Raw genomic sequence first — 22,390 nt, 5'->3', positions numbered from 1 at the left:
GACACGGTGGACGCACAGGATCCGGTCCGTCGCCGGTACTCAGTGCGCGGGTGTGACGGCCCGCAGGAGCCGACCCTCGGCGTAGACCGACGCGGCGGCGGGCAGCGCGCCCTCTCGGCCGTTCAGGAGCACCGTCACGGTGCCGTCGGGCAGTGCCTCGGGGGCGGGCTTTTCACCGATCCGGCGCAGTGCCTGGGCGGCCACCGCGTCGGCGGAGCCGTGCAGGACGAGCGGCGGGCGGTCGGGGCGCTGCACGGCGGCGCGGATGCGTTCGGCGACCAGTTCGTAATGGGTGCAGCCCAGGACGACGGTCGTTACATCGTCGGGGGTCAGCTCGGCGGCCGCGGCGACGGCGGCGTCGATGGCCGCCTCGTCCCCGTGCTCCACGGCCTCGGCCAGTCCCCAGCACGGGACCTCGGTGACCGGCACACCGCCGGCGAAGTCCTTGATGAGACCGCGCTGATAGGGGCTGCCGGTGGTGGCGGGCGTCGCCCAGATAGCGAAGGGCGTGCCACCGGCGGCGGCCGGCTTGATCGCCGGGACCGTACCGATGACCGGAATACCGGGCTCCAGATGCTCACGCAGGACCGTCAGGGCATGCACGGTCGCGGTGTTGCAGCCGATGATCAGGGCGTCGGGCCGGTGCGCGGCGGCGGCCTCGGCGACGGCCAGCGCGCGCTGGGCGACGTCCTCCGGTGTCCGCGGTCCGTAGGGCATGCCCTCGGGGTCCAGGGAGAGCACGAGATCCGCGTCGGGGCGCACGCGCCGCACCGCGGCGGTGGCCGCCAGAAGGCCGATCCCGGAGTCCATCAGCGCGATCTTCACCCGGCCACGATAGACGATGGCCTCTGTGGATCCGCCGCCGTGGGGCAGACTGCGCCCGTGAGCGCCATCGTGTGGATCGCCGCCGGATCACTCGCCGCCTGGCTGTGGCTGCTGCTCTGTCAGGGCTTCTTCTGGCGCACCGACATCAGACTCCCCGCCCGCACCGACCCGGACGACTGGCCGTCGGTCTGCGTGGTCGTCCCGGCCCGCGACGAGGCCGCCGTACTGCCCGAGAGTCTGCCGTCGCTCCTCGCCCAGGACTATCCCGGGCGGGCGGAGGTCTTCCTTGTCGACGACGGCAGTTCGGACGGCACCGGGGAACTGGCCCGTGAGCTGTCGTCCCGGCACGGCGGGCTGCCACTGACCGTGGACTCACCCGGCGAACCGCCCGCGGGCTGGACGGGCAAGCTGTGGGCCGTACGGCACGGCATCGGGCTGGCACGCGCGCGTGACCCCGAGTATCTGCTGCTGACGGACGCGGACATCGCGCACGCCCCGGACAGCCTGCGGGAGTTGGTGGCGGCGGCCCGGACCGGCGGCTTCGACGCCGTGTCGCTGATGGCCCGGCTGCGCGTGGAGAGCCTCTGGGAGCGGTTCGTGGTACCGGCGTTCGTCTACTTCTTCGCTCAGCTGTATCCGTTCCGCCGCATCGCCCGGAAGGGGTCGCGGACGGCCGCCGCGGCGGGCGGCTGCGTCCTGCTGCGCACCGACGCCGCCGAGCGGGCGCGGATCCCGGACGCGATCCGACAGGCGGTGATCGACGACGTGGCGCTCGCGCGGGCCGTCAAAGGCGGCGGGGGTCACATCTGGCTGGGGCTCGCCGAGCGGGTGGACAGCGTGCGCCCGTATCCGCGGCTGCACGACCTGTGGCGGATGGTCTCGCGCAGCGCGTACGCGCAACTGCGGCACAATCCGCTGCTCCTCCTGGGCACGGTCGCAGGCCTGGCGCTCGTGTATCTGGTGCCGCCGGTGGCCGTGCTGGCGGGCCTGGCCGCAGGGAGTGCGCCGGCCGCGGTCCTCGGTGCTCTCGCGTGGCTGGTGATGACGGGCACGTACATCCCGATGCTCCGCTACTACGGGCAGCCGCTGTGGCTCGCTCCCCTGCTGCCGTTCACCGCGTTTCTGTACCTCCTGATGACCGTCGATTCCGCGGTGCAGCACTACAGGGGACGCGGTGCCGCCTGGAAGGGCCGCACCTACGCGCGTCCCGACGCCGTTGTCGGCGACGAGAGTTGAGGGCTCACTTGCGGCCCGGGGTCCAGTTCATGCCCCACCCGTAGACGCGGTCCACGGTCCGCTGCGGGCTCACCCCGCGGTCGGGGACCAGGTAGCGGACCTCGCGCTGGACGACGAGATCGCCCCCGGTGTTGGTGATCAGGGCGAGCGCGCACACCGTGGAGGGCACCGTGCACTCGTCGAGCGAGAAGTCGATCGCGGCGCCGTGCTGCGGCTGGAGCGTCACCGTGGCGTGCAGGTCCGCGAAGGAACGGGCGCCTTCGTAGATGGTCACGAAGACGAGGATGCGCCGGAAGTCCTTGATGTGGTCGAGGTTCACGGTGAGGTTCTCACCGCTCGCCGACGCGCCGGTGCGGTCGTCGCCGTCGAGGTGGATGTACGGCGGCCGCTGCAAGGAGCCGTACGCGTTGCCGAGTGCCTGGACGACGCCCTTGCGGCCGTCGGCGAGTTCGTACAGGGCGCACAGGTCGAGGTCGAGGTCCGCGTGCATCGCGACCGCCCGGCCGCGCTTGCTGCCCCAGCCCGAGAACTGCTTGCGCACCTCCCAGTTGAGATTCACGCGCATGGCGCCCGAGGTGCCGCCCTGCTTCGTCAGCGAGACCGAGGGGGCCGCCTTGGTGAGCGTCACCTTGGAGAGCCGCACGGGGGTCGCCGACGGGGGCGGGCTCACCGGAGGCGCGACCGGAGGAGGAGGCATGGTCACGGGCGGCTGGACCGGCGGCGGCAGGTTCACGGGCGGCCCGGAGGGCGGCGGCATGTGCACCGGTGGACCGGCCGGCGGCGGCATGGTCGCGGCCGGTACAGCCTGTTGCGACTCGTCCACGGTGATGCCGAAGTCGGTCGCCAGTCCCTCGAGTCCACTGTCGTAGCCCTGGCCCACGGCCCGGAACTTCCAGGCGCCCTGACGGCGGTAGAACTCGCCGAGCACGAAGGCGGTCTCGACCGTCGCGCCCGTGCTGTCGAAGCGGGCGACCGCGGTGTTCTGTACGGCGTCCCGGACCTCGATGTACAGGTCGGGGACCCGGCCGAACGTTCCGCCGTCCGCGGAGGCGGCGAGGACGATGCGGTCGACGGCGGGCTCCACGCGCGCGAGGTCGACGAGCAGGCTGTCGGTCACCTTCCCGCCGGCGGTGCCCTTGCCCTCGTGGCGGACCGCGCCGGAGGAGTGCGCCGGCTGGTTGTAGAACACGAAGTCGCCGTCGGAACGGACCTTGCCGTCGACCAGCAGCAGGGCCGAGGCGTCCGCGTCCGGGACGCCGGGCCCGGACCGCCAGCCCAATTCGACGCGCAGTGCCGTCGTCGGCACCGGCACATTCGATCCCTTCGGCATCGACATGCCTGCCCCCATATCACGTGTCGCCGTGCCAGGACACGACCCGGCAGCCCATCGGGTGTCTACCCGCACAACCTATTCCCCGGGGCGGCGAACGCCCATCAGGAGCGCGTCAACACCGTCGGCCAACCGCTGGTAACCCGCCGGGAACTAGGCTTTTACCCGATCCGAACACAGGTCGATGCCCTTTTTTGGCAAGTTCGCTCGCATTGGGGATCCCGTGCCACCCCCGACACGGAAAACAACCCTCTAATCGGTCTCCCCAACCAGCACATCGTGGGCTTAACTTATGTGCCATGACCTCCCCCCGCTCCACTTATGGCGGCGGCTACTACTCCGCCTCCTTCCCGGACACCCCGATCTACGACTCCCTCGTGGCCGAGCGGGGTACCCCGCAGATCGCCCCGATCCGGGTCCCCGCCGCCTACGACATGCCGGGGAGCAACCTGCCGGCGCTGCCGTCGGCACTGCCCGCTCTGCCGGCGGGTCCCTCGCAGAACTACGGCTACCCGCAGGCCCAGCAGCCCGCCCCGCTGCAGCAGGCGCCCGCCGCCTACATCCCGCAGCAGGCCCCGCCGCGCGGTTACCCCGGGCAGCAGCAGCAACAGCCGCGCCCGATGGCGGCTCCCGCTGGCTACGAGGCGATGCGTCCGGCGGCTCCCCGCCCGGCCCCGGCTCCGTACCAGCAGGACCCGTACAACAACCAGCAGCAGTACCGCGGCGGTTACTGATCCGCACCCTGCGTTGTCCGTGCCACCTGGCACGATGGAGCGATGGGGAATGCGGAGCTGCGGTCGATCCACGTTCATCCGGTCAAGGCGCTCCGGGGCTTCTCGCCCCGGGAGGCTCTCGTGGAGCCTTGGGGGCTGGCCGGAGACCGACGCTGGGTGCTGATCGACGACGGGGGAAAGGTCGTCACGCAACGCGAGCACCCGCGTCTCGCACTGGCCGCCGCCGAGCTTCTGCCCGGCGGCGGTGTTCGTCTGTCGGCGCCCGGCCGTGACCCGCTGACCGTGCCCGTTCCGGAGCCGGTCACCACCGTGGCGATGGAGATCTTCGGTACCAAGGTCGACGCGGTGCCGGGGCCGGACGCCGCGCACGTCTGGTGCGGCGACTGTCTGGGCTTCGGCGTACGGCTCGTCCACATGGACGATCCCGCGACCCGCAGACCCGTCGACCCGGACTACGCGCTTCCCGGTGAGACCGTCAGTTTCGCCGACGGCTATCCGCTGCTGCTGACCTCCGAGGCCTCCCTCGACGCCCTCAACTCCCTTATTGAGCAAGGGGATCACCCGGCCGAGGGGCCGCTTCCCATGAACCGGTTCCGGCCCAACGTGGTCGTCGCGGGCACCGCCGCCTGGGCCGAGGACGACTGGTCGGGCGTCACGATCGGCGAGGTCGCCTTCCGGGTCGCGAAGAAGTGCGGGCGCTGCGTCGTGACCACCACCGACCAGGGCACCGCCGAGCGCGGCAAGGAACCCCTGCGCACCCTGGCCCGGCACCGCCGCATCGGCGGCAAGCTCGTCTTCGGGCAGCACCTGGTGCCCCGGTCGACCGGCACGATCCGCGTCGGCGATCCGGTCCGGATCCTCGCGTAGGCGGAGTTCCGCCGAGAGCGCACGAGGTTCCGCCGAAGAGCGCGCGAGGCGGGAACCCTCCCCGTGGGCCCGGTCGTTGAGATCCCGTGAGAAGTTCATGAGAGGCCCGGCAAGAGGTGATTTCGCTCTCTCTTTGCCGGGGCTCTTGGGTGAACGGCCACGCCTGGAGTTATCACGGAGCGGGAAGGGGGTGCGGGACGGTGGGAGCAATCAGGGGTCTGTGGCGTTGGCGGCGCAATCCGCTACGTCGCGCGACCGATCTGGTCGAGGCCTGGCTGGCCCTCGTGGTCCTGCTGCTGGTCCTGGTCGCCGCACCCGTCATCGGTTCGCTCGTCGGCGCGGTCGCGCAGGACAGCCTGCAGCGGTCGGTGCGGGATCAGCGCGCGGTCCGGCACGTCGTGACGGCGACGGTGGTCAAGAAGCTGAAGGGGGCCGAGCTGGACCCCGATCCCGACTCGTCCACCGCGCGGGACATCCGCAGCAAGGTCCTCGCCGACTGGACCGCCCCGGACGGCACCGCCCACCACGGCGCGGTCATGGCGAGCCTCAACACCCCGCACGCGGGCGACCACTTCAGGCTCTGGACGGACCAGCAGGGACACATAGTGGCCCGCCCGCTGGACTCGGCCACGGCGGCGACGCACGCGGTGCTCGCCGGGCTCGGCGCGGCACTGCTGACCGCCGGGCTCGTCGACAGCGCCAGACGGTTCGTGCTGTGGCGCATGGTCCGCCGCAGGTACGCCCGTTGGGACCGGGCGTGGGAGCGGGCGGGCCCGGACTGGGGCCGGACCGGCACCGGCAGCTGACCGCCTTCCGGCTCTGGTCAACCCACCGCCCGCACGCACGCTACGGTGGACCGGCGAAGGCTTCGGCATCAACCCGCGTACCACGAGGTGGGGGCACAGCAGCGCCATGGCACAGGGCACGGTCCAGGTGACGCACACCGGTACATCGCGGTGGCGGCGCCGCACAGGTGAGTACGCGTCGCTCGCCGCCGCCCTGGAGGCCGCGGCCGAGGGAGACGTGCTCACCGTCGCTCCCGGCACGTACCGGGAGAACCTCGTCGTGGCGCGGTCGGTGACCCTGCGCGGCCCCGAGGGTTCGCCCGGCTCGGTGCGCATCGCGCCCCTGGACGGCGTGCCGTTGACCGTCCGCGCCTCGGCGATCGTCCAGGACCTGCATGTCGAGGGCCAGGACTCGGCCGCGCCGGCCCTCCTTGTCGAGGACGGCGCTCCGGAGTTGACGGACCTTCGGATCGTCACGCGCTCCGCGTCCGGAATCGAGGTCCGCGGCGGTGCCCGCCCCACCGTGCGGCGCTGCACGGTCGACAACCCGGCCGGCATCGGGATCGCCGTACTCGACGGCGGTGGCGGGGTGTTCGAGGAGTGCGAGGTCGTCTCGGCCGGCCAGGCGGGCGTAGCGGTCCGCGCCGGCGGCCACCCACGTCTGGAGCGCTGCCGTATCCACCACGCGTCGGGGGTGGGTCTGTCGGCGACGGGCGAGAACTCCGCGCTGGAGGCGGTGGGTTGTGAGGTCTACGAGACGCGGGGCAGCGGCGTCCAGATCACCGGCCGGGCCACCGCGCACCTCACCGACTGCGATGTGCACCGTACGGCCGCGGACGGCGTCACGCTCGACACCGACGCGGTGCTGACGCTGGCCGACTGCCGCATCCACGACATCCCGGAGAACGCGGTGGACCTGCGTTCCCGTTCGGTGCTGACGCTGACCCGCACGACGGTGCGTCAGTTCGGGCGCAACGGACTGTCGGTGTGGGACCCGGGCACGCGCGTGGACGCCAACCAGTGCGAGATCTTCGACAGCACGGGCGACTATCCGGCGGTGTGGGTCAGCGACGGCGCGACCGCGGTCCTCGACTCGTGCCGGGTGCACGACGTACCGGACGCGCTGTTCGTGCTGGACCGCGGCTCGCGCGCGGACGTCGTCGACAGTGACATCTCCCAGGTCCGCAATACGGCCGTGTCGGTGAGCGACGGCGCGACCGCGCAGCTCGACGACTGCCGGATCCGGGACGCGGCCACGGGCGCGTGGTTCCGCGACCACGGCAGCGGCGGCACCCTGAACAACTGCACCGTGGACGCCACCCAGACCGGCGTGATCGTCACCAAGGGCGCCGACCCCACCATCGAGCGCTGCACGGTCGACTCCCCCGCCGAGGCGGGCTTCTACGTCTCCGCGGGCGGCCGGGGCACCTTCCTGGGCTGCCGCGTGACGGGCAGCGGAGGCTACGGCTTCCATGTGATCGACGGCTGTCGTACGACGCTCAAGAAGTGCCGTACGGAGCGGTGCGCGCGCGGCGGTTACGAGTTCGCGGACGCCGGACCGGACGCGGCACCCGGCACGGGACCCGTCGTCGAGGACTGCACCAGCGACGAGAGCGGCCTCAAGCCGCCCACCACTCACGAGACAGCTGTGGAGACGGCGAGCCAGTCGACCAGCGTGCTGGGCGCGATCCCCACGCAGCGCACGGCCGAGCAGGACCCGCTGATCCCGGCGACGGACCCGGAGAAGGAGTCCCGCTCCTCCAAGGACGTCCTCGGTGAACTCGACGCGCTGGTCGGCCTGGACAGCGTCAAGCGCGAGGTGCGCGCCCTCACCGACATGATCGAGGTGGGCCGCCGCCGCAAGCAGGCCGGCCTCAAGGCGGCCTCCGTCAAACGGCACTTGGTCTTCACCGGCTCCCCCGGCACCGGCAAGACGACCGTCGCCCGGCTCTACGGCGAGATCCTCGCCTCCCTCGGAGTCCTGGAGAAGGGGCATCTCGTCGAGGTGTCCCGCGTCGACCTGGTCGGCGAGCACATCGGCTCCACCGCGATCCGCACCCAGGAGGCCTTCGACAAGGCGCGCGGCGGAGTCCTGTTCATCGACGAGGCGTACGCCCTCTCTCCGGAGGACTCGGGACGCGACTTCGGTAAAGAAGCCATCGACACGCTCGTGAAGCTGATGGAGGACCACCGGGACGCGGTCGTGGTGATCGTCGCGGGCTACACGGCGGAGATGGAGCGGTTCCTGTCCGTCAACCCCGGTGTGGCGTCCCGTTTCTCACGGACCATCACCTTCAGCGACTACAACCCCGAGGAACTGCTCAGGATCGTCGAGCAGCAGGCCGAGGAGCACGAGTACCGGCTGGCCGAGGGCGCGTCCGAGGGGCTGACGAAGTACTTCACGGCGATCCCCAAGGGCGCCGCGTTCGGCAACGGCCGTACCGCGCGGCAGACCTTCGAGGCGATGGTGGAGCGACACGCGAGCCGAGTCGCCCAGTTCGAGGAGCCAAGCACGGACGACCTGACCCTGCTCTACGCGGAGGACCTGCCCGAGCTGCCCTGAGGCGGCACCTCGGGCCGCAGCCGGGCCAGCAACCGCTCGCGCTCCTCCGCGAACGCCGGGTCGGCCTGGTAGTCGGAGTGGCCGAGGATCGGCGCGGGCAGCGGATGCCGTGCCGTACGGCCGTACTCCAGAGGGTCCTTGAGGGGTGGTTCGTGGTCCACCTCGGGGCCGCAGTCGCCGGACACGCGCACCGGGCCGCCGATGGGGTCGGTGAGCCGGTACAGATTTCGCCAGCAGTCGACCTCGCGGTGCAGCCGGGTCAGCGCCGCCGGTCCGAAGTGGGCCGGGAACCAGCGGCCGTAGAGGCGCTCCAGGGGTGAGCCGTAGGTGAGCAGGGCTACGCGTTTGCGCTGGGCGGGCTTGAGTTGCCAGGCTGCCGCGGCGGCGAGGACGCTGCCCTGGGAGTGGCCGGAGATGACGAGGCGGCCGCCGGTGGCGCGGGTCCAGGTGGCCATGCGCCAGGTCAGGTCGGGGACCGCACGCTCGGCGTAGCAGGGCGGGGCGAAGGGGTGGGCGGCGCGTGGCCAGAAGGTGCCGACGTCCCACAGGATGCCGATCGTGCGCCGCGCGGAGGCGTCTTTGTAGGCGCGCCTGCCCCAGGTGACGAACAGTATGAAGCCGAGTCCGATCAGCCAGGACCCGAGGCCCTGCGAGGTCTGCGCGGCGCCGTGCACGAAGGCATGGCCGTCCTCCCCGGCCCGTTCCGGTGTCCTGTCGGTGGTGAAGGCGCCGACAAGCGCTCCGGCGCCCAGGAGCAGGGTCGCGGTGGAGATGACGGCGACGAGGAGGGGGCCGCGGTCGGTGAGCGCGGCCATCGCGCGCGTGCTCGCGATCTTGGCGGTGCGCGCCCGGTCCTTCCGCCCGCCCGGGTAGTCGCGCGCCACCGCGGCCAGTTCGCTACGGCGCAGCCGCCAGGTGCGGTGGCCGATCCCGGCGCAGAGGACGAGGACGACGACGAGCAGCGGCGGGATCACCGAGGCCTGCCAGGTGAGCAGCACGGGCGGGCCCGCGATGGACGTTCCGGTGCCGTCCAACCAGTCGGAGACCCGCTGCGAGACCCCGCCGGACATCACCCCGCCCAGAGCGCAGGCCAGCATCGCGACGGCCGGTCCGCCGAGGCCCCGCATCGCGGAGCGCGGATCGGGATGGGTGCGGTGCAGGAGATGGGCCACGACGGCCAGCGCGACCACCAACAGGCCCTGAACGAGGGCGATTCCGCCGAAGGCGGCGTCACCCGGCAGCCGCCCTGACGACTGCCACGCCGGGCGCGACCAACCGGCGTAGAGGAGGGAGAGGGCGAGCAGCAGGAGTGCGCCGAGCGGCAGGCGGCGGACGAGACGGCGGTCGAGGGCCTGGTCGAGGCGGTTCTCGCTGCGGCCCCGACGGCACACTACGTAGACCACGACGAACGCGACGCCGACGAGGGCGGTCTCCAGGAGCGTGCCGAGGCGGGCCAGTGGGTCGGAGCCCTCGGGCCCGCGGTCGAAACGGGCCGCCGAGACGGTGACGGCCGCGGCGACCGTCAGCAGGCCGGCCGCCGTGTGGGCGGCGCGCAGTCGGGCCACCAGGCGGCGGCCGTACCAGAAGCCGGGGCGGCCCAGGGAGCTGTGGTCGGGCTCGTCGTCGGGTTCCGCTCTGCGGGGTATCGGCTGCTGGGACTCGTACTCGCTCCAGGTGCGGCGGGAGAGGTACCAGAGGAGAACGGTGAGCGCGGTCGGCACCAGGGCGGCGAGCGCGAGGCGGCGGCCGGGGCGGCTCCACCAGCTGTCGTGGGACATCGTGGGCGACAGGAAGCCCAGCCAGGTGTGCCGTTCGGCGCACGCGCGCGTGCCCGCGCACTGCCAGGCCGCGAGGTCGAGGGCGACCTCGCACGCGGCCGCGACGAGCAGCACGGTCAGGGTCAGTCCCGCGAGCCGCACCAGCAGGCCGTAGAAGCGGACCGTCCATTTTCGGTCGCGGGCGGTGGGGCGCATCCAGTGCGCGAGGTTGACGACCATGAACGGCAGCAGCAACAGCCACAACGCGCGCGTGCCGTTGCCGGAGGTGAGGTTGCACCAGACATAGGCCTCGCGGATCGGTCCGGTGTGCTGGTCGGCGGGCCGGGACTCGGCATCCACGTCGGCGGCGCGCCGGAAGACGGCCGCCGTGTCGTCGCCGGTGATCCGCACCGTGCGTGGATCGCCGAGCATCTCCTCGGGAGTGGCGCCGCCGACTCCGTGAACCAGGAGTTCCAGGGCGGGTTCGGTCTGTTCGGGCCGTCCGGCGAGCGTCTTCGCCTCGCTCGTGACGGCGTGTTCCTGTACACGCTCCACTGTTCGCACATCCCCCGTGACGCACTGTCTGTCCGTGTCCGTGTGCACACCAGGATCGTCCTTTCCGGCGCGTCGCACACGCCCCGTCACCGAATCTCCCCGATCCGTGTGACACGCGAGCGACGGATGATGACCGAATGACATGTGCGCGTCGGGACAGGCGGTGGCGCGGTGCTTGCGGGGGCGTGCGAGGATTGGGGCGTCCGCGCACCGCCGCCGGGGAAAATGTCCTGGTCGGGGCGGGCGCGCGGGCAGTCTGACGGGTTGCGGCGAAAGGACCGGAGCGTACGTGAGTGAGAATCAGAACCTCCTCGCGGAGCAGCGGCGCGCCCTGATCCTCGACGAGGTCCGGCGCCGCGGTGGCGTCCGCGTCAACGAACTGACCCGCAAGCTCGGCGTGTCGGACATGACCGTGCGCCGCGATCTCGACGCGCTGGCCCGCCAGGGCGTCCTGGAGAAGGTGCACGGCGGGGCGGTACCGGTCGTCGAGGCGAGCACGCACGAGCCGGGTTTCGAGGCGAAGTCGGGGCTGGAGCTGACCGCCAAGGAGGACATCGCGCGGGCGGCGGCGGAGTTGGTGGCGCCGGGTACGGCGATCGCGCTCTCGGGCGGTACGACGACGTACGCGCTCGCGCATCACCTGCTGGAGGTCGCCGACCTCACCGTGGTCACCAACTCGGTGCGGGTGGCGGACGTGTTCCACGCGGCGCAGCGGACGTCGGGGCAGCGACAGGGGGCGGCGACGGTCGTGCTGACCGGTGGAGTGCGCACGCCCTCCGACTCGTTGGTGGGGCCGGTGGCCGACCAGGCGATCGCGGCGCTCCACTTCGACATGCTGTTCCTCGGCGTGCACGGCATATCGATCGAGGCGGGTCTGTCGACCCCGAACCTCGCGGAGGCCGAGACCAACCGCCGGCTCGTGCAGTCCGCGCGACGGGTCGTGGTCGTCGCCGACCACACCAAGTGGGGGACGGTGGGCCTGAGTTCGTTCGCCGCGCTGGAACAGGTCGACACGCTCGTGACGGACGCGGGGTTGCCTGCGGAGGCGCGCGCCGACATCTCCGAGCATCTACGGCTCGTGGTGGCGGGCGAAGTCGGTGACGGGGCAGACATCTGACGGGTCGCCAGCTATCGTGACGTCGCCCACCCCGGTCAACTTCCCTTAACCGTCAAGGGGGTTCGCGTCCATGGCCAACCAACTGCGGCCCGTCGGGCTCGACTTCATCGACACCGCTCCGGTGCGTCTGGTCTTCACACAGGAGATGTCCGCGGCGCCGGACGCGGTCTTCCATGCCCTCAACGACGATGTGCCTGGGTGGGCGGAATGGTTCTCGGCCGTCACCAGTGCGCGGTCCGTCGACGACGGGGCCGGGCGTGACATCCGGCTCACGGGTGGCGGGTACTTTCGCGAGACGGTGATCGCGGCGAAGCCGGCGGAGGTGTACGCGTATCGGGTTGACGTCACCAACGCGCCGGGCGCCCGTGCGATGGCTGAGGAGTGGCGGTTGAGCCCCGCGGGGAGTGGGACTCGGGTTCAGTGGACGTTCGCCGTGGAGGGGAACGCGGTGTTCCGGGGTGCGGTGAGGTTGGCCGGTCCTGGGTTGGGGCGGGCGTTCAAGGGAGCGGTGACGGCGTTGGACCGGCGGTTGGCCGGTTAGGTCCTTTCCTGTGGACCATCGGTGCCGATGAGCGTCGAGCCGGGTCGGGCCGTCGTTAGTCTGGCCAGGTGAGCAAGATCGAGCCTCCGCTGCTGTCGCACGTCTATCCCGCGCTGGTCTCGTTCCTGGACGCGGCGCTGGTCGGAGAAGGTGAGCCCCGCCTGGCTCAAGCTCTGGTGCGGTTACGCTTCCACGGATGGTGCAGGTGCAGGCCGACCTGCCGGTACCTCCGAACCGCTCCCACAACCCGCGCGGCCAACGGCTGGATCCATCTCGACGACGAGGACGCGCCTCGCGTATGGCTTCAACTCGACCAGGACCATGCTTCGTTCGCGGGCATGGATATCTGCGAGTTCGACCTGGGTCCCGCCCCGGCGCTCGATCCCGATCGACCCGTCGACGTGTGGTGACTCACAGGCGGGCTGTTCGGACGAAACGGTCGCGTTCATGTACAGCACGGGGCGCGCTAGGCCTACAGATCCAACTTCAGTACGGCAAAGGCCACTTGGCGACTCAGGCCGGCCACACGCCCGTCGCCAGCAGCGACTTGATCGCCTCACTGTACGGACCGATGTCCAGGCCCTGTTCCGTCAGCCACGTGTCCGAGTAGTACTTGTCCAGGTAGCGGTCGCCCGGGTCGCACAACAGGGTTACTACGCTGCCCTGTTGGCCCGTTTCCACCATCTCGGCGATGATTTTCAGGGCGCTCCAGAGGCCGGTGCCGGTGGAGCCGCCCGCCTTGCGGCCGATGGCTTGTTCCAGGGCTCTTACGGCGGCGACGCTGGCCGCGTCCGGGACCTTCATCATGCGGTCGATGGCCCCGGGGACGAAGCTCGGTTCCATACGGGGGCGGCCGATGCCCTCGATGCGGGAGCCGCAGTCGCGGGTGACGTCCGGATCGCCGGTGGTCCAGCCCTCGAAGAAACAGGAGTTCTCCGGGTCGGCGACACAGACGCGGGTGTCGTGCTGCATGTAGTGGACGTAGCGCGCGAGGGTCGCCGAGGTACCGCCGGTGCCGGCCGTGGCGACGATCCACGCGGGCTCCGGGAAACGCTCCAACTCCAGCTGGCGGAAGATGGATTCGGCGATGTTGTTGTTGCCGCGCCAGTCCGTGGCCCGCTCCGCGTAGGTGAACTGGTCCATGTAGTGGCCGCCGGTCTCCACCGCAAGGGCGGCCGACTCCTCGTACATCTTGCGCGGGTCGTCCACGAAGTGGCACTGCCCGCCGTGGAATTGGATCAGGCGGATCTTCTCGGCGCTGGTCGTGCGCGGCATGACCGCGATGAAGGGCACCCCGATCAGTTTGGCGAAGTACGCCTCGGAGACCGCCGTGGAACCGCTCGACGCCTCGATCACCGGGCGGGTGGGCCGGATCCAGCCATTGCAGAGGCCGTAGAGGAAGAGGGAGCGGGCAAGGCGGTGCTTGAGGCTGCCTGTGGGGTGGGTCGACTCGTCCTTCAGGTACAGGTCGATGCCCCAGCTCTCCGGGAGCGGGAAGCGGAGGAGGTGGGTGTCCGCCGAGCGATTGGCGTCGGCCTGGACCTTGCGGACGGCTTCTTTCAGCCAGCTCCGGTAGGCGGTGTCGCTGCGGTCGACGTCGAGGGTGGCACCGGTCAGGGCCTGGGGGGTGGTGCTCACGGCGGGGCTCCTTACGCGTTGCGCCGACGGCGTCTAGCGCGGCCGACGCCTCGATCATATGCACCTTCCGCACGCTTCTCACCTGCATAAACACACCTTTGGGCGGCTCAAAGGCGGCCCTGGGGCAGGGCTTCAGCGGGCTCGTAGTGGGTTTGCGGTCACTTTGCTACGGGTTTGCGATCAGCCGCCCGTGGGGCTCGGGGGCGCACTCGCGCGAGTGCTTCGGATACTCACCGTGACCGGGCCGTACGTACTGGTGCTCGACGGCCTCGGCGGGCAGACTGCACCGGAGCGGGACGAACGTCCTGAACGGGGGCACACACTGGATCACCAGATGTCCTGGACCAAGGGGGCGGGGAAGCATGGCGGAGCCGGAGTTCACGGCCACGGGCGTGCGGATCGGGAAGCGGCTGCGCTCGCTCACCCGGGCCGGACAGGTCCGGATCAATGACGGCAGGCTGGAGTTGCTCACCAGTTACGGCAGCGAGATCGACAGCGCGCCGGTGCAGGCGGTGCGTGCGTCGAAGCCGTGGTTCGCGCCCGAGGACCGGGCGTTGGCCGACCTCAACGGCAACAGGTATCTGTTGACCCTCGGCGAGCATGACCCCGCACCCGGGCAGCCTGGGCCGCCCGCGGCACGGCGGTTCATCGAGGCCGTGCGGAAGGCGGCGGGGCGGGGCGGTTGAGCTGTGCGGTCGAGCTGCGCGGTGGGGGCCTTGCGGTGGGGTCCTGCGGTCAGAGTCGTGGCGCGGGTGCCATGGCGCGGGAGTGGCCGATCCGTTCTGCCTGGGTGGCCGATCCGTGCGGTGGGGTGGCCGATCCGTGCGGTGGAGCAACTCAGCGGCGCCATGGAGCGGCCCGTCCGGGCCGTAGAGCCGATCGCCGTGGAGCGTCGCATCCACGCCATTGATGAGCAATGACCGGCCGCGAGTTGCGGGACCGCGGCCCCTGAGTCACTCTGGTCTCACGTCACTCTGGGTTTACCGGCGATAACGCTGCGAACCAGCCCGCCGGACACAACAGCAGGCGGCCGTTCTCCGACCACTCTGCTGGATCCGAACTCCGTGTTCTTCCGGACCTCAGTCGGGGAGTCGCAGCCGTGATCAGTCACCCAAGCAGGCACTGCACGGTGGAGCTCCAAGCCCTGCCGTCGCGGATCGGCCAGGTCCGCAGAATCGTATCTGCGCAATTGCGCTACTGGCATCTGGACCCTCTGATAGACCGGGCCGCGCTCGGTGTGACAGAGCTTCTGACCAACGTCCACCGGCACGCCCAGCCGGACAAGACGTGCGTCGTCGAGATCGAGCTGCTGCTGGACCAGCTGATGGTCTCGGTGCGCGATCACGATCCCCGGCTTCCGGTGGTGGGCGACATCGACGAGGTCTCTCCTACGGCCACTTGTGGTCGGGGGCTCGCCATGGTCGCCGCGGTGAGCGAGAACTGGGGAGTGCGGCCGGACGGTGAGTCCGGCAAGGTCGTGTGGTTCACGCTGACCGCGCCCTCGTCCGCCACGGCTGCGCCGGCTCGTCCGCCGCGCCGTACGGTCGCGGAGAAACCCGCGCACCGGTTCGTCACCGAGGTCGAGCACCCGGTCGACGGCCACCGGCCCCAACACGCTCCCGCCCGGTCCGCCGTTGCCGGTTGATCGGGCGGTGATTCGTTACGGGTTGCGGGGGGGGAGGGGGGAAGCGGGTGAACGGCGGGACGCCCGACGCGGGCTTCAGATGGCGACACGCCTGCGCCCGTCCTGGAAACTCGCGGTAACTGGACCGGTGTTCAGACGGAGCGACACCCTGGCTTGTCTTCAGACAACGACACGCCTGGGCCGGTCTTGAAAGCACGCGATACCTGGGCCTGTGCTGTGAACGCACCCGCACCTCTTTTGGTTCGGTCGCCTACGGGGCGCTGGAAGCCGGTGTCGAGAGCCCCACCGTGCTCGACCCTTCGGGCCTCCGCGCGCTGGGGCTCTCGACACCGGCGCGCCCCTACGGCTCCCTCTCGGCCGTCCGCGTGGGGGCAGTTGGACTTGGTGGGCCCGCACCGCTGGTGAAGGTTGACGCCGTTCGCTTCTCCCCCGGTGTCAGATCACTCGGTGGCAATCGCCCGCAGTACGTCCAGCCGGGCCGCGCGGCGTGCCGGGCGCAGGCCCGCGAGGGCACCTGCGGCGACGCCCACCAGGGCCACCACCACGAGTTGAAGCGGTGGAACCGCGAAGGCGAAGGCGCTGTCGCTCGCGCCGTCCGAGGCCTTGACCAGGACCCAGCCCAGGAAGGCGCCGAGGGCCAGGCCGCCCAGCGTGCCGAAGGCCGCTACCAGGACCGACTCCCAGCGGACCATCGCCCGGAGTTGGGAACGGGTCTGGCCGACTGCCCTCAACAGGCCCAGTTCGCGGGTGCGTTCGTGGATTGCCAGGGTGAGGGTGTTGGCGATGCCCAGGAGCGCGATCAGGACCGCGAGGGCGAGCAGCGCGTAGACGAGGGTCAGCATCATGTCGATGCCGCCGGCCGAGGACTGCGCGTATTCGTGGCGGGTCTGGACTTGTGGGTTGCCGTAGTCGGCGGCGACCTTCTCGACCGCCGCCTTGCCCTTGGCCGTGCTCACGCCGTTCTTGAAGGAGACGGCGACCAATGTGTCGGAGTCCTGGGTGCGGTGCGGGGCCCAGGCGGCGCGGGTGATGACGTAGTCGCCGGCGAGTTCGGACTCGCCGTAGACCGCCCGGACGGTGAAGGTCTGCTTCTTGCCGTCGGTGAAGGCCAGTTGGGCCTTGCTGCCGGTGGTCAGGTGTTGGCGGTCGGCCTCTGTTCTGGTGATGGCGATGCCGTCCGCGCCGAGGGTGCTCAGGGAGCCGTGGACTGTTCCCAGGTCGAAGGTGCGGGCCAGGGCTGTGGGATTCGTGACGGTCAATGCCCGCCCCTTGCCGTCTACTTCGGCTACTCCTCGGCCGAGTCCCACTGCCGTGCTCACCTCGGGCAACTTGCCGATGGCTCCGGCGAGTTGGGGGCTCAGGCCGCTGCCGCCCGCGCCGAAGGACGGGGTGCTGACGGCCACGTCACCGGCGAAGGAGCGGGACACCGTCTGGTCCATCGTCGCCTTCAACGAGGCGCCGAACACGGTGAACAGGGACACTACGGCCACGCCGATCATCAGCGCGCTCGCGGTGGCGGCCGTACGGCGGGGGCTGCGCAGGGCGTTGCGGCGGGCTAGGCCGCCTGTGACGCCGCGCAGGCGGTCGAGGGGGCTGCCCAGGACGCGTACCGCCGTGGAGGAGGCGACCGGGCCGAGGACCACGAAGGCGACCAGGGCCAGTACCGCCCCAAGTCCCGCCAGCGGCAAGGACGGTGAGATCAGTACGCCGGTCAGCGTCGCCGCGACGGCAAGGACGGCCAGGGCCATTCCCGTCACCGCTCGGACGCGGGACGCACCTGACTGGTCTACGGCCGTCTCGCGCAGTGCCGCGAGGGGTGCGGTGCGGCCTGCTCGTACCGCCGGCATGAGTGCGGAGCCCAGGCAGACGATGATGCCGACTGCCAGTGGCAGGGCCATGGAGAGCGCTTTGATCACCAAGTCGCCCTCGGGGAACGGGAATCCGATTGCCGGGAACAGTGCCTTCAGCCCGGCCGCGATACCGACTCCGCCCGCCAGTCCTGCGGCGGATGCGGCGACCGCGACGACGCTCGCCTCGGTGACGGTGGCCGCGGTGACCTGGCGGCGGGAGGCGCCGAGGGCCCTCAACAGGGCGTTATCTCGGGTGCGTTGGGCGATGACGATCGCGAACGTGTTGTGGATGGAGAAGGTCGCGACCAGGAGAGCGATGCCGGAGAACACCAGGAGGAACGTGGTGAAGATGGTCAGGAACTGGGACGAGATCATGTCCGTGTTCTCCTGCGCCGACTTCTGACCCGTGATCGCCTCAACTCCCTTGGGGAGTACGGGAGTCAGGCGGTCGACCAGTTCTTGTTGGCTTACGTCCGGGCCTGCCCGGACCTGGATCGTCGCCGCCTCGCCCGGCTTCGCGGTGAGGTACTTCTCCGCGTCGGACTGCGTCATGCCGGTGAAGGTCACCTGGGCCATGCCGTCCTCGCCGCCGAAGGTCGCGAGGCCGACGATCGTCACCTTGACGGGGTCGGGGGTGCGCAGGGTCGTCGTGTCGCCGATCTTCAGGTGGCCCTTGTCGGCGGCACCTCGGTTGATGACAACCTCGCCCGGCCTGGCCGGAGTTCGTCCTTCTGCGAGTCGGTACGGGTTGAGCTTCCGGTCGGTGATCCAGTTGCCGGCGAGGGTCGGCGGGCCCTTGCCGCCGATGGCCTCGCCGTTGGCGCCGACGAGTTGGCCCGCGCCCTGGATGCTGGGGGCGGCGGCCGCGACGCCGGGGACCTGCTCGACGGTCTTCACCAGGGACGTGGGCACCGGTTGCCGAACGCCCTGGCTCTCGCCCGGTGTTGTGATGGCGTCGGCGCTGCGGACCACGGCATCGGTGCCGCTGGTCGCGTCGCCGAACATGGTGTCGAAGTTGGCGCGCAGGGTGTCGCCCATGACGAGGGTCCCGGCGAGGAAGGCGACCCCGAGGAACACGGCGAGGAACGTACCGGCGAAGCGCCTTTTGTGGGCCCGCAGGGAGGACATGCTCAGGCGCACGGACGCGTTCATGACCTCACGTCCTCGAAGGCCTTCAGGCGGTCCAGGACCTTTTCGGCCGTGGGGGCTTCCATACGGTCCACCAGGCGTCCGTCCGCCAGGAAGACGACCTCGTCGGCGTGGGCGGCGGCTACCGGGTCGTGGGTCACCATCACGACCGTGCGGTCCGTCTGCGCCACGGCGCGGCGGAGCAGGCCGAGGACCTCGCCGCCGGAGCGGGAGTCGAGGTTGCCGGTCGGCTCGTCGGCGAAGACGACCTCGGGGCGGCCCGCGAACGCCCTTGCCACGGCGACGCGTTGCTGTTGGCCGCCGGAGAGTTCGGAGGGGCGGTGGTGGAGGCGGTCGCGCAGGCCGACGACGTCGACGAGTGCGTCGATCCACTCCCGGTCGCCCCTGGTTCCGGAGAGGTCGAGGGGCAGGGTGATGTTCTCCGCGACGGTCAGCGTCGGCACCAGGTTGAACGCCTGGAAGACGAAGCCGACGCGGTCTCGGCGGAGGAGGGTCAGGCGGCGGTCGTCGAGGGTGCCGAGTTCCGTGTCGCCGATGTACGCGGCGCCGGTGGTGAGTGTGTCGAGGCCTGCCGCGCAGTGCATCAGGGTGGATTTGCCGGAGCCCGAGGGGCCCATGATCGCGGTGAAGCGGCCGGCCGGGAAGTCGACGCTCACCCCGTCCAGGGCGCGCACGGCGGTGTCGCCGACGCCGTAGACCTTGACGGCGTCGGCGACCCGCGCGGCCGTGCGGGTGGTGGTCGCGGTGGTCATGCCGGGCCGCCGCCCTTGCCTGCGGTGCGGCCGAACTGCTCGTCCAGGACGGACAGGCGGCGCCAGTACTCGTCCTCGTCGATCTCGCCGGAGGCGAAGCGGCGGCCGAGGACGGCGAGCGGGGAGTCGCCGGTGGGGCGGGTGTCGGCCATCGCGCGCCACGGTCCGCCGCGCCCGATCCCCCGGCCGCGCCAGACGGTGCGGCGCAGGACGGTCACCACGCCGACCACCACGGCCGCCCAGATCAGCGGGAGGAACAGGATCCACGGGCCGGGGCCGCCGCCGTGCCAGTTCGCCAGAGTCTGCATGTCGATTCATCTCCTAGAGGTCCGGAGCCCCGGAGGGGGCTTCCTGTGAATCCGGTGATGTCCGGTGATGTATCGAGACTGGCTCGGGGAGGGGGTCCGGGTCGTCGTACGGCCAGCGGCACTGTGCGTACCTCCCGGGGAGTACGCGGGGTCGTTCCGGCTGCTCCCGCCGCCCGTCGATAACCCCTCGACTTCTGTACCTACTAGTATGTACAGTCCTGCCATGAGCACCCCGGAGCGACTGATCGAGTCCACCCGCGAGCTGTTGTGGGAGCGCGGCTACGTCGGCACCAGTCCCAAGGCGATCCTGGAGCGCGCGGGCGCCGGGCAGGGCAGCATGTACCACCACTTCAAGGGCAAGCCGGAGCTGGCGCTGGCGGCGATCCGGCGGACGGCCGAGGAGTTGCTGGCCACCGCCGAGGGAGTACTCGACGGGTCCGGCACGCCGTACGAGCGGATCGAGGCGTATCTGCGGCGTGAGCGCGATGTGCTGCGGGGGTGTCCGGTCGGGCGGCTGACGATGGATCCGGACGTGATCGCCAGCGCCGAGCTGCGGGAACCGGTCGACGCGACGCTCGACGCGATCCGTGAGCGGCTCGCCGGGATCGTCGAAGAGGGCAAGGAACAGGGGCAGTTCGGGCCGGAGCTGGACGGCGAGGAGATCGCCGCCACCATCCTCGCGACCGTGCAGGGCGGATATGTGCTCGCCCGCGCGTCCGGGTCGCCGGCCTCCTTCGACGCCGGTGTCCGGGGACTGCTCTCCCTTCTCTCGCCCATGTCCTCCCGATAGGAGTCCAGGTACGTGCGGATCAGTAGGAAGCACCCCGACACACGGCAGGGCCCGGCGGAGAACTTCACCGGCACGGTGTGGCTCGACGAGATCGTCTCGCCCCAACCGCCGTCCCGGATACGGATGTTCAGCGTGCACTTCACGCCGGGCGCGCACACGGCGTGGCACACGCACCCGCACGGTCAGGTGCTGCACGTGACGGAGGGCAAGGGTCTGGTGCAGCGCAGGGGCGGTGCCGTCGAGCCGATCCGCGCGGGCGACACCGTGTGGATCGAACCGGACGAGTGGCACTGGCACGGCGCCACACCGCGCACGTTCATGACGCATCTCGCGGTCGTCGAGGCCGCGGAGGACGGTACGACCGCCCGCTGGTACGAGCATGTCGGCCCTGCGAACTACCCTGCCTGAGGGGGCACTTGATGCACGCGATGCAGTACGAACTCACTCTGCCCGCGGACTACGACATGGGCATCGTCCGGGGCCGGGTCGCGCGGGTCGGGCATCTGCTCGACGACTGGGACGGGCTCGGCTTCAAGGCGTTTCTCCTGCGTGAGCGCGGGATGCACGGTTCGCCGGTCAACCAGTACGCGCCGTTCTATCTGTGGAACACGGTCGAGGGCATGAACCGCTTCCTCTGGGGCGGCGCCTTCCAGGGGCTCGTCGACGACTTCGGGCGGCCGGAGGTCCTGCAGTGGACTGGCCTCGCCTACGAGGAGGGCGGCGCCGCGGGCTCACCGGCGGCCGTCGCGGTGCGGCGGCGTCAACGGATAGCAGGGAGTGGGGAGTTGGCAGCAGTGATGGAAGAGGCGGTGAGCGAGACCCGGCGGCTGGCCGGGGAGGACGGTGCGGTCCTCGCGGCGGCGGCCGTCGACCCGCACAGCTGGGAGATCGTCCACTTCTCGCTCTGGGAACACGACACGCCCAAGGCGGAGGGGGACGTGTTCCAGGTGCTGCATCTTTCGGCACCGGGGCGGGGCGGGTTACCGCGAGGTCGGCAGTGGTGAGCGTCGCCGTCCGTACGGTACTTGGGGATGTGGACCCACGGCTGTTGGGTGTGTGCGACGCGCACGACCATCTCTTCCTGCGCAGCCCGCAACTCCCCGGTCAGGAACTGGGCGACGCCTCGGCCGCGCAGGCCGAGTTGAACGTGTTCCGCTCCGTCGGCGGGGGCAGCGTCGTGCAGTGGACGCCGTACGGGATGGGGCGGCGGGTCGCCGATCTGCCGCTGCTGTCCCGGTCCACCGGGGTGCACGTGGTCTGCGCGACCGGGTTGCACCAAGCGGCGCACTACAGCCCGGAGTTGCTGGAAAGTCTGCGCGGCGGGCTGGCCGAGGTCTTCGTCACCGAGCTGACGAAGGGCGTCGGTCCGTCCGGGGTCCGCGCCGGGATCATCAAGGTCGCGGGCGGCTTCCACGGCCTCGACGCGCACGCCCGCTGGACGATGACCGCCGCGGCCGAGGCCCACCACACGACGGGCGCGCCCATCGCCGTCCACCTGGAGCTGGGCACGGGTGCACTGGACGTACTCGACCTGCTCTGCGGCGAGTTGGGGGTCGAACCGCACCGGGTGATCCTCGGCCACCTCAACCGCTCCCCCGACCTCGTGGTCCACCGCCAGGCCGCCGACGCGGGCGCCTACCTGGCGTTCGACGGCCCGTCCCGCGCCCACCACGCCACGGACTGGCGGATGCCGGAAGCCGTCCGGGCGCTGGCCGAGGCCGGGTTCGGAGACCGGCTGCTGCTCGGCGGGGACACGGTCGTCGCCGGGGCACGCTCGGTGGACGGCGGTCCGGGCATGCCGTACCTGCTGCGGCGGGTGCGGCCACGGCTCGCGGTGGAGCTGGGTGAGGAGCTGGTGGGGCGCGTGTTCACGGAGAACCCCGCCAAGGCGTTCTCTGTCGAGTGGCGTTGACGGAAATCCCGTGAGGCCGAACTCGCCCACACGTAC

General features: G+C 70.9%; 21 protein-coding genes. 14 read left to right on the top strand and 7 right to left on the bottom strand.

Features of this window, described 5'->3' with window-relative positions:
* Positions 1-39: 39 nt before the first annotated feature.
* The gene (locus OG504_RS46080; protein WP_405995124.1) at positions 40-825 is read right to left on the bottom strand and encodes a glutamate racemase; all 786 of its coding nucleotides are present in this window, start codon (positions 823-825) and stop codon (positions 40-42) included.
* 69 nt (positions 826-894) lie between these two features.
* On the opposite strand from OG504_RS46080, the gene OG504_RS46075 reads away from it, so the two are divergent.
* Entirely contained in the window at positions 895-2,061 is a 1,167-nt protein-coding gene (locus OG504_RS46075) for a glycosyltransferase (protein ID WP_405996594.1), read from the top strand.
* A gap of 4 nt (positions 2,062-2,065) precedes the next feature.
* Here OG504_RS46075 and OG504_RS46070 read toward each other — a convergent pair whose 3' ends face one another.
* Entirely contained in the window at positions 2,066-3,391 is a 1,326-nt protein-coding gene (locus tag OG504_RS46070; protein ID WP_405996593.1) for a TerD family protein, read from the bottom strand.
* Between the two features lie 299 nt (positions 3,392-3,690).
* Between OG504_RS46070 and OG504_RS46065 the strand changes: the two genes are divergently transcribed.
* The 4 genes from OG504_RS46065 (at position 3,691) to OG504_RS46050 (ending at position 8,340) form a co-directional block, all read left to right on the top strand.
* Positions 3,691-4,125 (top strand): DUF6643 family protein, encoded by a 435-nt coding sequence (locus OG504_RS46065; RefSeq protein ID WP_019058096.1) that lies wholly within the window; start codon positions 3,691-3,693, stop codon positions 4,123-4,125.
* A 42-nt stretch (positions 4,126-4,167) separates the two neighbouring features.
* Complete coding sequence (locus OG504_RS46060; protein ID WP_405995123.1) at positions 4,168-4,992, top strand: MOSC domain-containing protein; 825 nt, start codon at positions 4,168-4,170, stop codon at positions 4,990-4,992.
* Between the two features lie 200 nt (positions 4,993-5,192).
* Positions 5,193-5,798, top strand: coding sequence for a hypothetical protein (locus OG504_RS46055; RefSeq protein ID WP_405995122.1), 606 nt, complete (start codon positions 5,193-5,195; stop codon positions 5,796-5,798).
* Positions 5,799-5,904: 106 nt separating this feature from the next.
* Complete coding sequence (locus OG504_RS46050; protein WP_405995121.1) at positions 5,905-8,340, top strand: right-handed parallel beta-helix repeat-containing protein; 2,436 nt, start codon at positions 5,905-5,907, stop codon at positions 8,338-8,340.
* Here the strand turns inward: OG504_RS46050 and OG504_RS46045 are convergent.
* Positions 8,310-10,652: a hypothetical protein gene (locus tag OG504_RS46045; RefSeq protein ID WP_405995120.1), complete on the bottom strand. Its 2,343-nt coding sequence runs from the start codon at positions 10,650-10,652 to the stop codon at positions 8,310-8,312. The genes OG504_RS46050 and OG504_RS46045 overlap by 31 nt on opposite strands.
* A 289-nt stretch (positions 10,653-10,941) precedes the next feature.
* Between OG504_RS46045 and OG504_RS46040 the strand changes: the two genes are divergently transcribed.
* The 3 genes from OG504_RS46040 (at position 10,942) to OG504_RS46030 (ending at position 12,720) form a co-directional block, all read left to right on the top strand.
* Positions 10,942-11,769 carry a DeoR/GlpR family DNA-binding transcription regulator gene (locus OG504_RS46040; protein WP_405995119.1) on the top strand — a complete coding sequence of 276 codons (828 nt, stop codon included), beginning with the start codon at positions 10,942-10,944 and terminating at the stop codon, positions 11,767-11,769.
* Positions 11,770-11,839: 70 nt separating this feature from the next.
* On the top strand, positions 11,840-12,310 hold the full coding sequence (locus tag OG504_RS46035) for an SRPBCC family protein (protein WP_405995118.1): 471 nt from the start codon (positions 11,840-11,842) through the stop codon (positions 12,308-12,310).
* Between the two features lie 68 nt (positions 12,311-12,378).
* Positions 12,379-12,720, top strand: coding sequence for a hypothetical protein (locus tag OG504_RS46030; protein ID WP_405995117.1), 342 nt, complete (start codon positions 12,379-12,381; stop codon positions 12,718-12,720).
* 103 nt (positions 12,721-12,823) lie between these two features.
* On the opposite strand, the gene OG504_RS46025 is transcribed toward OG504_RS46030, so the two are convergent.
* Complete coding sequence (locus OG504_RS46025) at positions 12,824-13,948, bottom strand: PLP-dependent cysteine synthase family protein (protein WP_405995116.1); 1,125 nt, start codon at positions 13,946-13,948, stop codon at positions 12,824-12,826.
* Positions 13,949-14,310: 362 nt separating this feature from the next.
* Here OG504_RS46025 and OG504_RS46020 point away from each other — a divergent pair, with 362 nt between their 5' ends.
* On the top strand, positions 14,311-14,634 hold the full coding sequence (locus OG504_RS46020; protein WP_019058105.1) for a hypothetical protein: 324 nt from the start codon (positions 14,311-14,313) through the stop codon (positions 14,632-14,634).
* Positions 14,635-15,047: 413 nt separating this feature from the next.
* Positions 15,048-15,593, top strand: a complete 546-nt coding sequence (locus OG504_RS46015) for an ATP-binding protein (RefSeq protein WP_405995115.1) — start codon at positions 15,048-15,050, stop codon at positions 15,591-15,593.
* A 440-nt stretch (positions 15,594-16,033) separates the two neighbouring features.
* Here OG504_RS46015 and OG504_RS46010 read toward each other — a convergent pair whose 3' ends face one another.
* The 3 genes from OG504_RS46010 to OG504_RS46000 are packed head-to-tail and all read right to left on the bottom strand — an operon-like array spanning position 16,034 to position 19,652.
* Positions 16,034-18,595 (bottom strand): ABC transporter permease, encoded by a 2,562-nt coding sequence (locus OG504_RS46010; protein ID WP_405995114.1) that lies wholly within the window; start codon positions 18,593-18,595, stop codon positions 16,034-16,036.
* On the bottom strand, positions 18,592-19,344 hold the full coding sequence (locus OG504_RS46005; RefSeq protein ID WP_405995113.1) for an ABC transporter ATP-binding protein: 753 nt from the start codon (positions 19,342-19,344) through the stop codon (positions 18,592-18,594). The genes OG504_RS46010 and OG504_RS46005 overlap by 4 nt, the downstream gene beginning before the upstream one ends.
* The gene (locus tag OG504_RS46000; RefSeq protein WP_405995112.1) at positions 19,341-19,652 is read right to left on the bottom strand and encodes an SHOCT domain-containing protein; all 312 of its coding nucleotides are present in this window, start codon (positions 19,650-19,652) and stop codon (positions 19,341-19,343) included. Before OG504_RS46000 ends, OG504_RS46005 begins: the two co-directional genes overlap by 4 nt.
* A gap of 223 nt (positions 19,653-19,875) precedes the next feature.
* On the opposite strand from OG504_RS46000, the gene OG504_RS45995 reads away from it, so the two are divergent.
* The 4 genes from OG504_RS45995 to OG504_RS45980 are packed head-to-tail and all read left to right on the top strand — an operon-like array spanning position 19,876 to position 22,354.
* A complete protein-coding gene (locus tag OG504_RS45995) occupies positions 19,876-20,442 on the top strand; it encodes a TetR/AcrR family transcriptional regulator (RefSeq protein ID WP_405995111.1) in 567 nt (188 codons plus the stop codon).
* A gap of 12 nt (positions 20,443-20,454) precedes the next feature.
* Entirely contained in the window at positions 20,455-20,850 is a 396-nt protein-coding gene (locus tag OG504_RS45990) for a cupin domain-containing protein (protein WP_405995110.1), read from the top strand.
* 11 nt (positions 20,851-20,861) lie between these two features.
* On the top strand, positions 20,862-21,446 hold the full coding sequence (locus tag OG504_RS45985; protein ID WP_405995109.1) for a DUF4865 family protein: 585 nt from the start codon (positions 20,862-20,864) through the stop codon (positions 21,444-21,446).
* Positions 21,443-22,354, top strand: coding sequence for a phosphotriesterase (locus tag OG504_RS45980; RefSeq protein WP_405995108.1), 912 nt, complete (start codon positions 21,443-21,445; stop codon positions 22,352-22,354). Before OG504_RS45985 ends, OG504_RS45980 begins: the two co-directional genes overlap by 4 nt.
* Positions 22,355-22,390: the final 36 nt, after the last annotated feature.

The organism is Streptomyces sp. NBC_00986 (assembly GCF_045162565.1).
Taxonomy (GTDB): Bacteria; Actinomycetota; Actinomycetes; order Streptomycetales; family Streptomycetaceae; genus Streptomyces.
The sequence above is the reverse complement of the archived record's forward strand: the minus strand, read 5'-3'. Positions and strand labels throughout refer to the sequence as shown.

Bases quoted from the DNA above. Each gene is read 5' to 3' on its own strand.
- OG504_RS46070 (WP_405996593.1), bottom strand. From the start codon at position 3,391: ATGCCGAAGGGATCGAATGTGCCGGTGCCGACGACGGCACTGCGCGTC.
- OG504_RS46065 (WP_019058096.1), top strand. From the start codon at position 3,691: ATGACCTCCCCCCGCTCCACTTATGGCGGCGGCTACTACTCCGCCTCC.
- OG504_RS46060 (WP_405995123.1), top strand. From the start codon at position 4,168: ATGGGGAATGCGGAGCTGCGGTCGATCCACGTTCATCCGGTCAAGGCG.
- OG504_RS46050 (WP_405995121.1), top strand. From the start codon at position 5,905: ATGGCACAGGGCACGGTCCAGGTGACGCACACCGGTACATCGCGGTGG.
- OG504_RS46035 (WP_405995118.1), top strand. From the start codon at position 11,840: ATGGCCAACCAACTGCGGCCCGTCGGGCTCGACTTCATCGACACCGCT.
- OG504_RS46020 (WP_019058105.1), top strand. From the start codon at position 14,311: ATGGCGGAGCCGGAGTTCACGGCCACGGGCGTGCGGATCGGGAAGCGG.
- OG504_RS46010 (WP_405995114.1), bottom strand. From the start codon at position 18,595: ATGAACGCGTCCGTGCGCCTGAGCATGTCCTCCCTGCGGGCCCACAAA.
- OG504_RS46005 (WP_405995113.1), bottom strand. From the start codon at position 19,344: ATGACCACCGCGACCACCACCCGCACGGCCGCGCGGGTCGCCGACGCC.
- OG504_RS46000 (WP_405995112.1), bottom strand. From the start codon at position 19,652: ATGCAGACTCTGGCGAACTGGCACGGCGGCGGCCCCGGCCCGTGGATC.
- OG504_RS45995 (WP_405995111.1), top strand. From the start codon at position 19,876: ATGAGCACCCCGGAGCGACTGATCGAGTCCACCCGCGAGCTGTTGTGG.
- OG504_RS45985 (WP_405995109.1), top strand. From the start codon at position 20,862: ATGCACGCGATGCAGTACGAACTCACTCTGCCCGCGGACTACGACATG.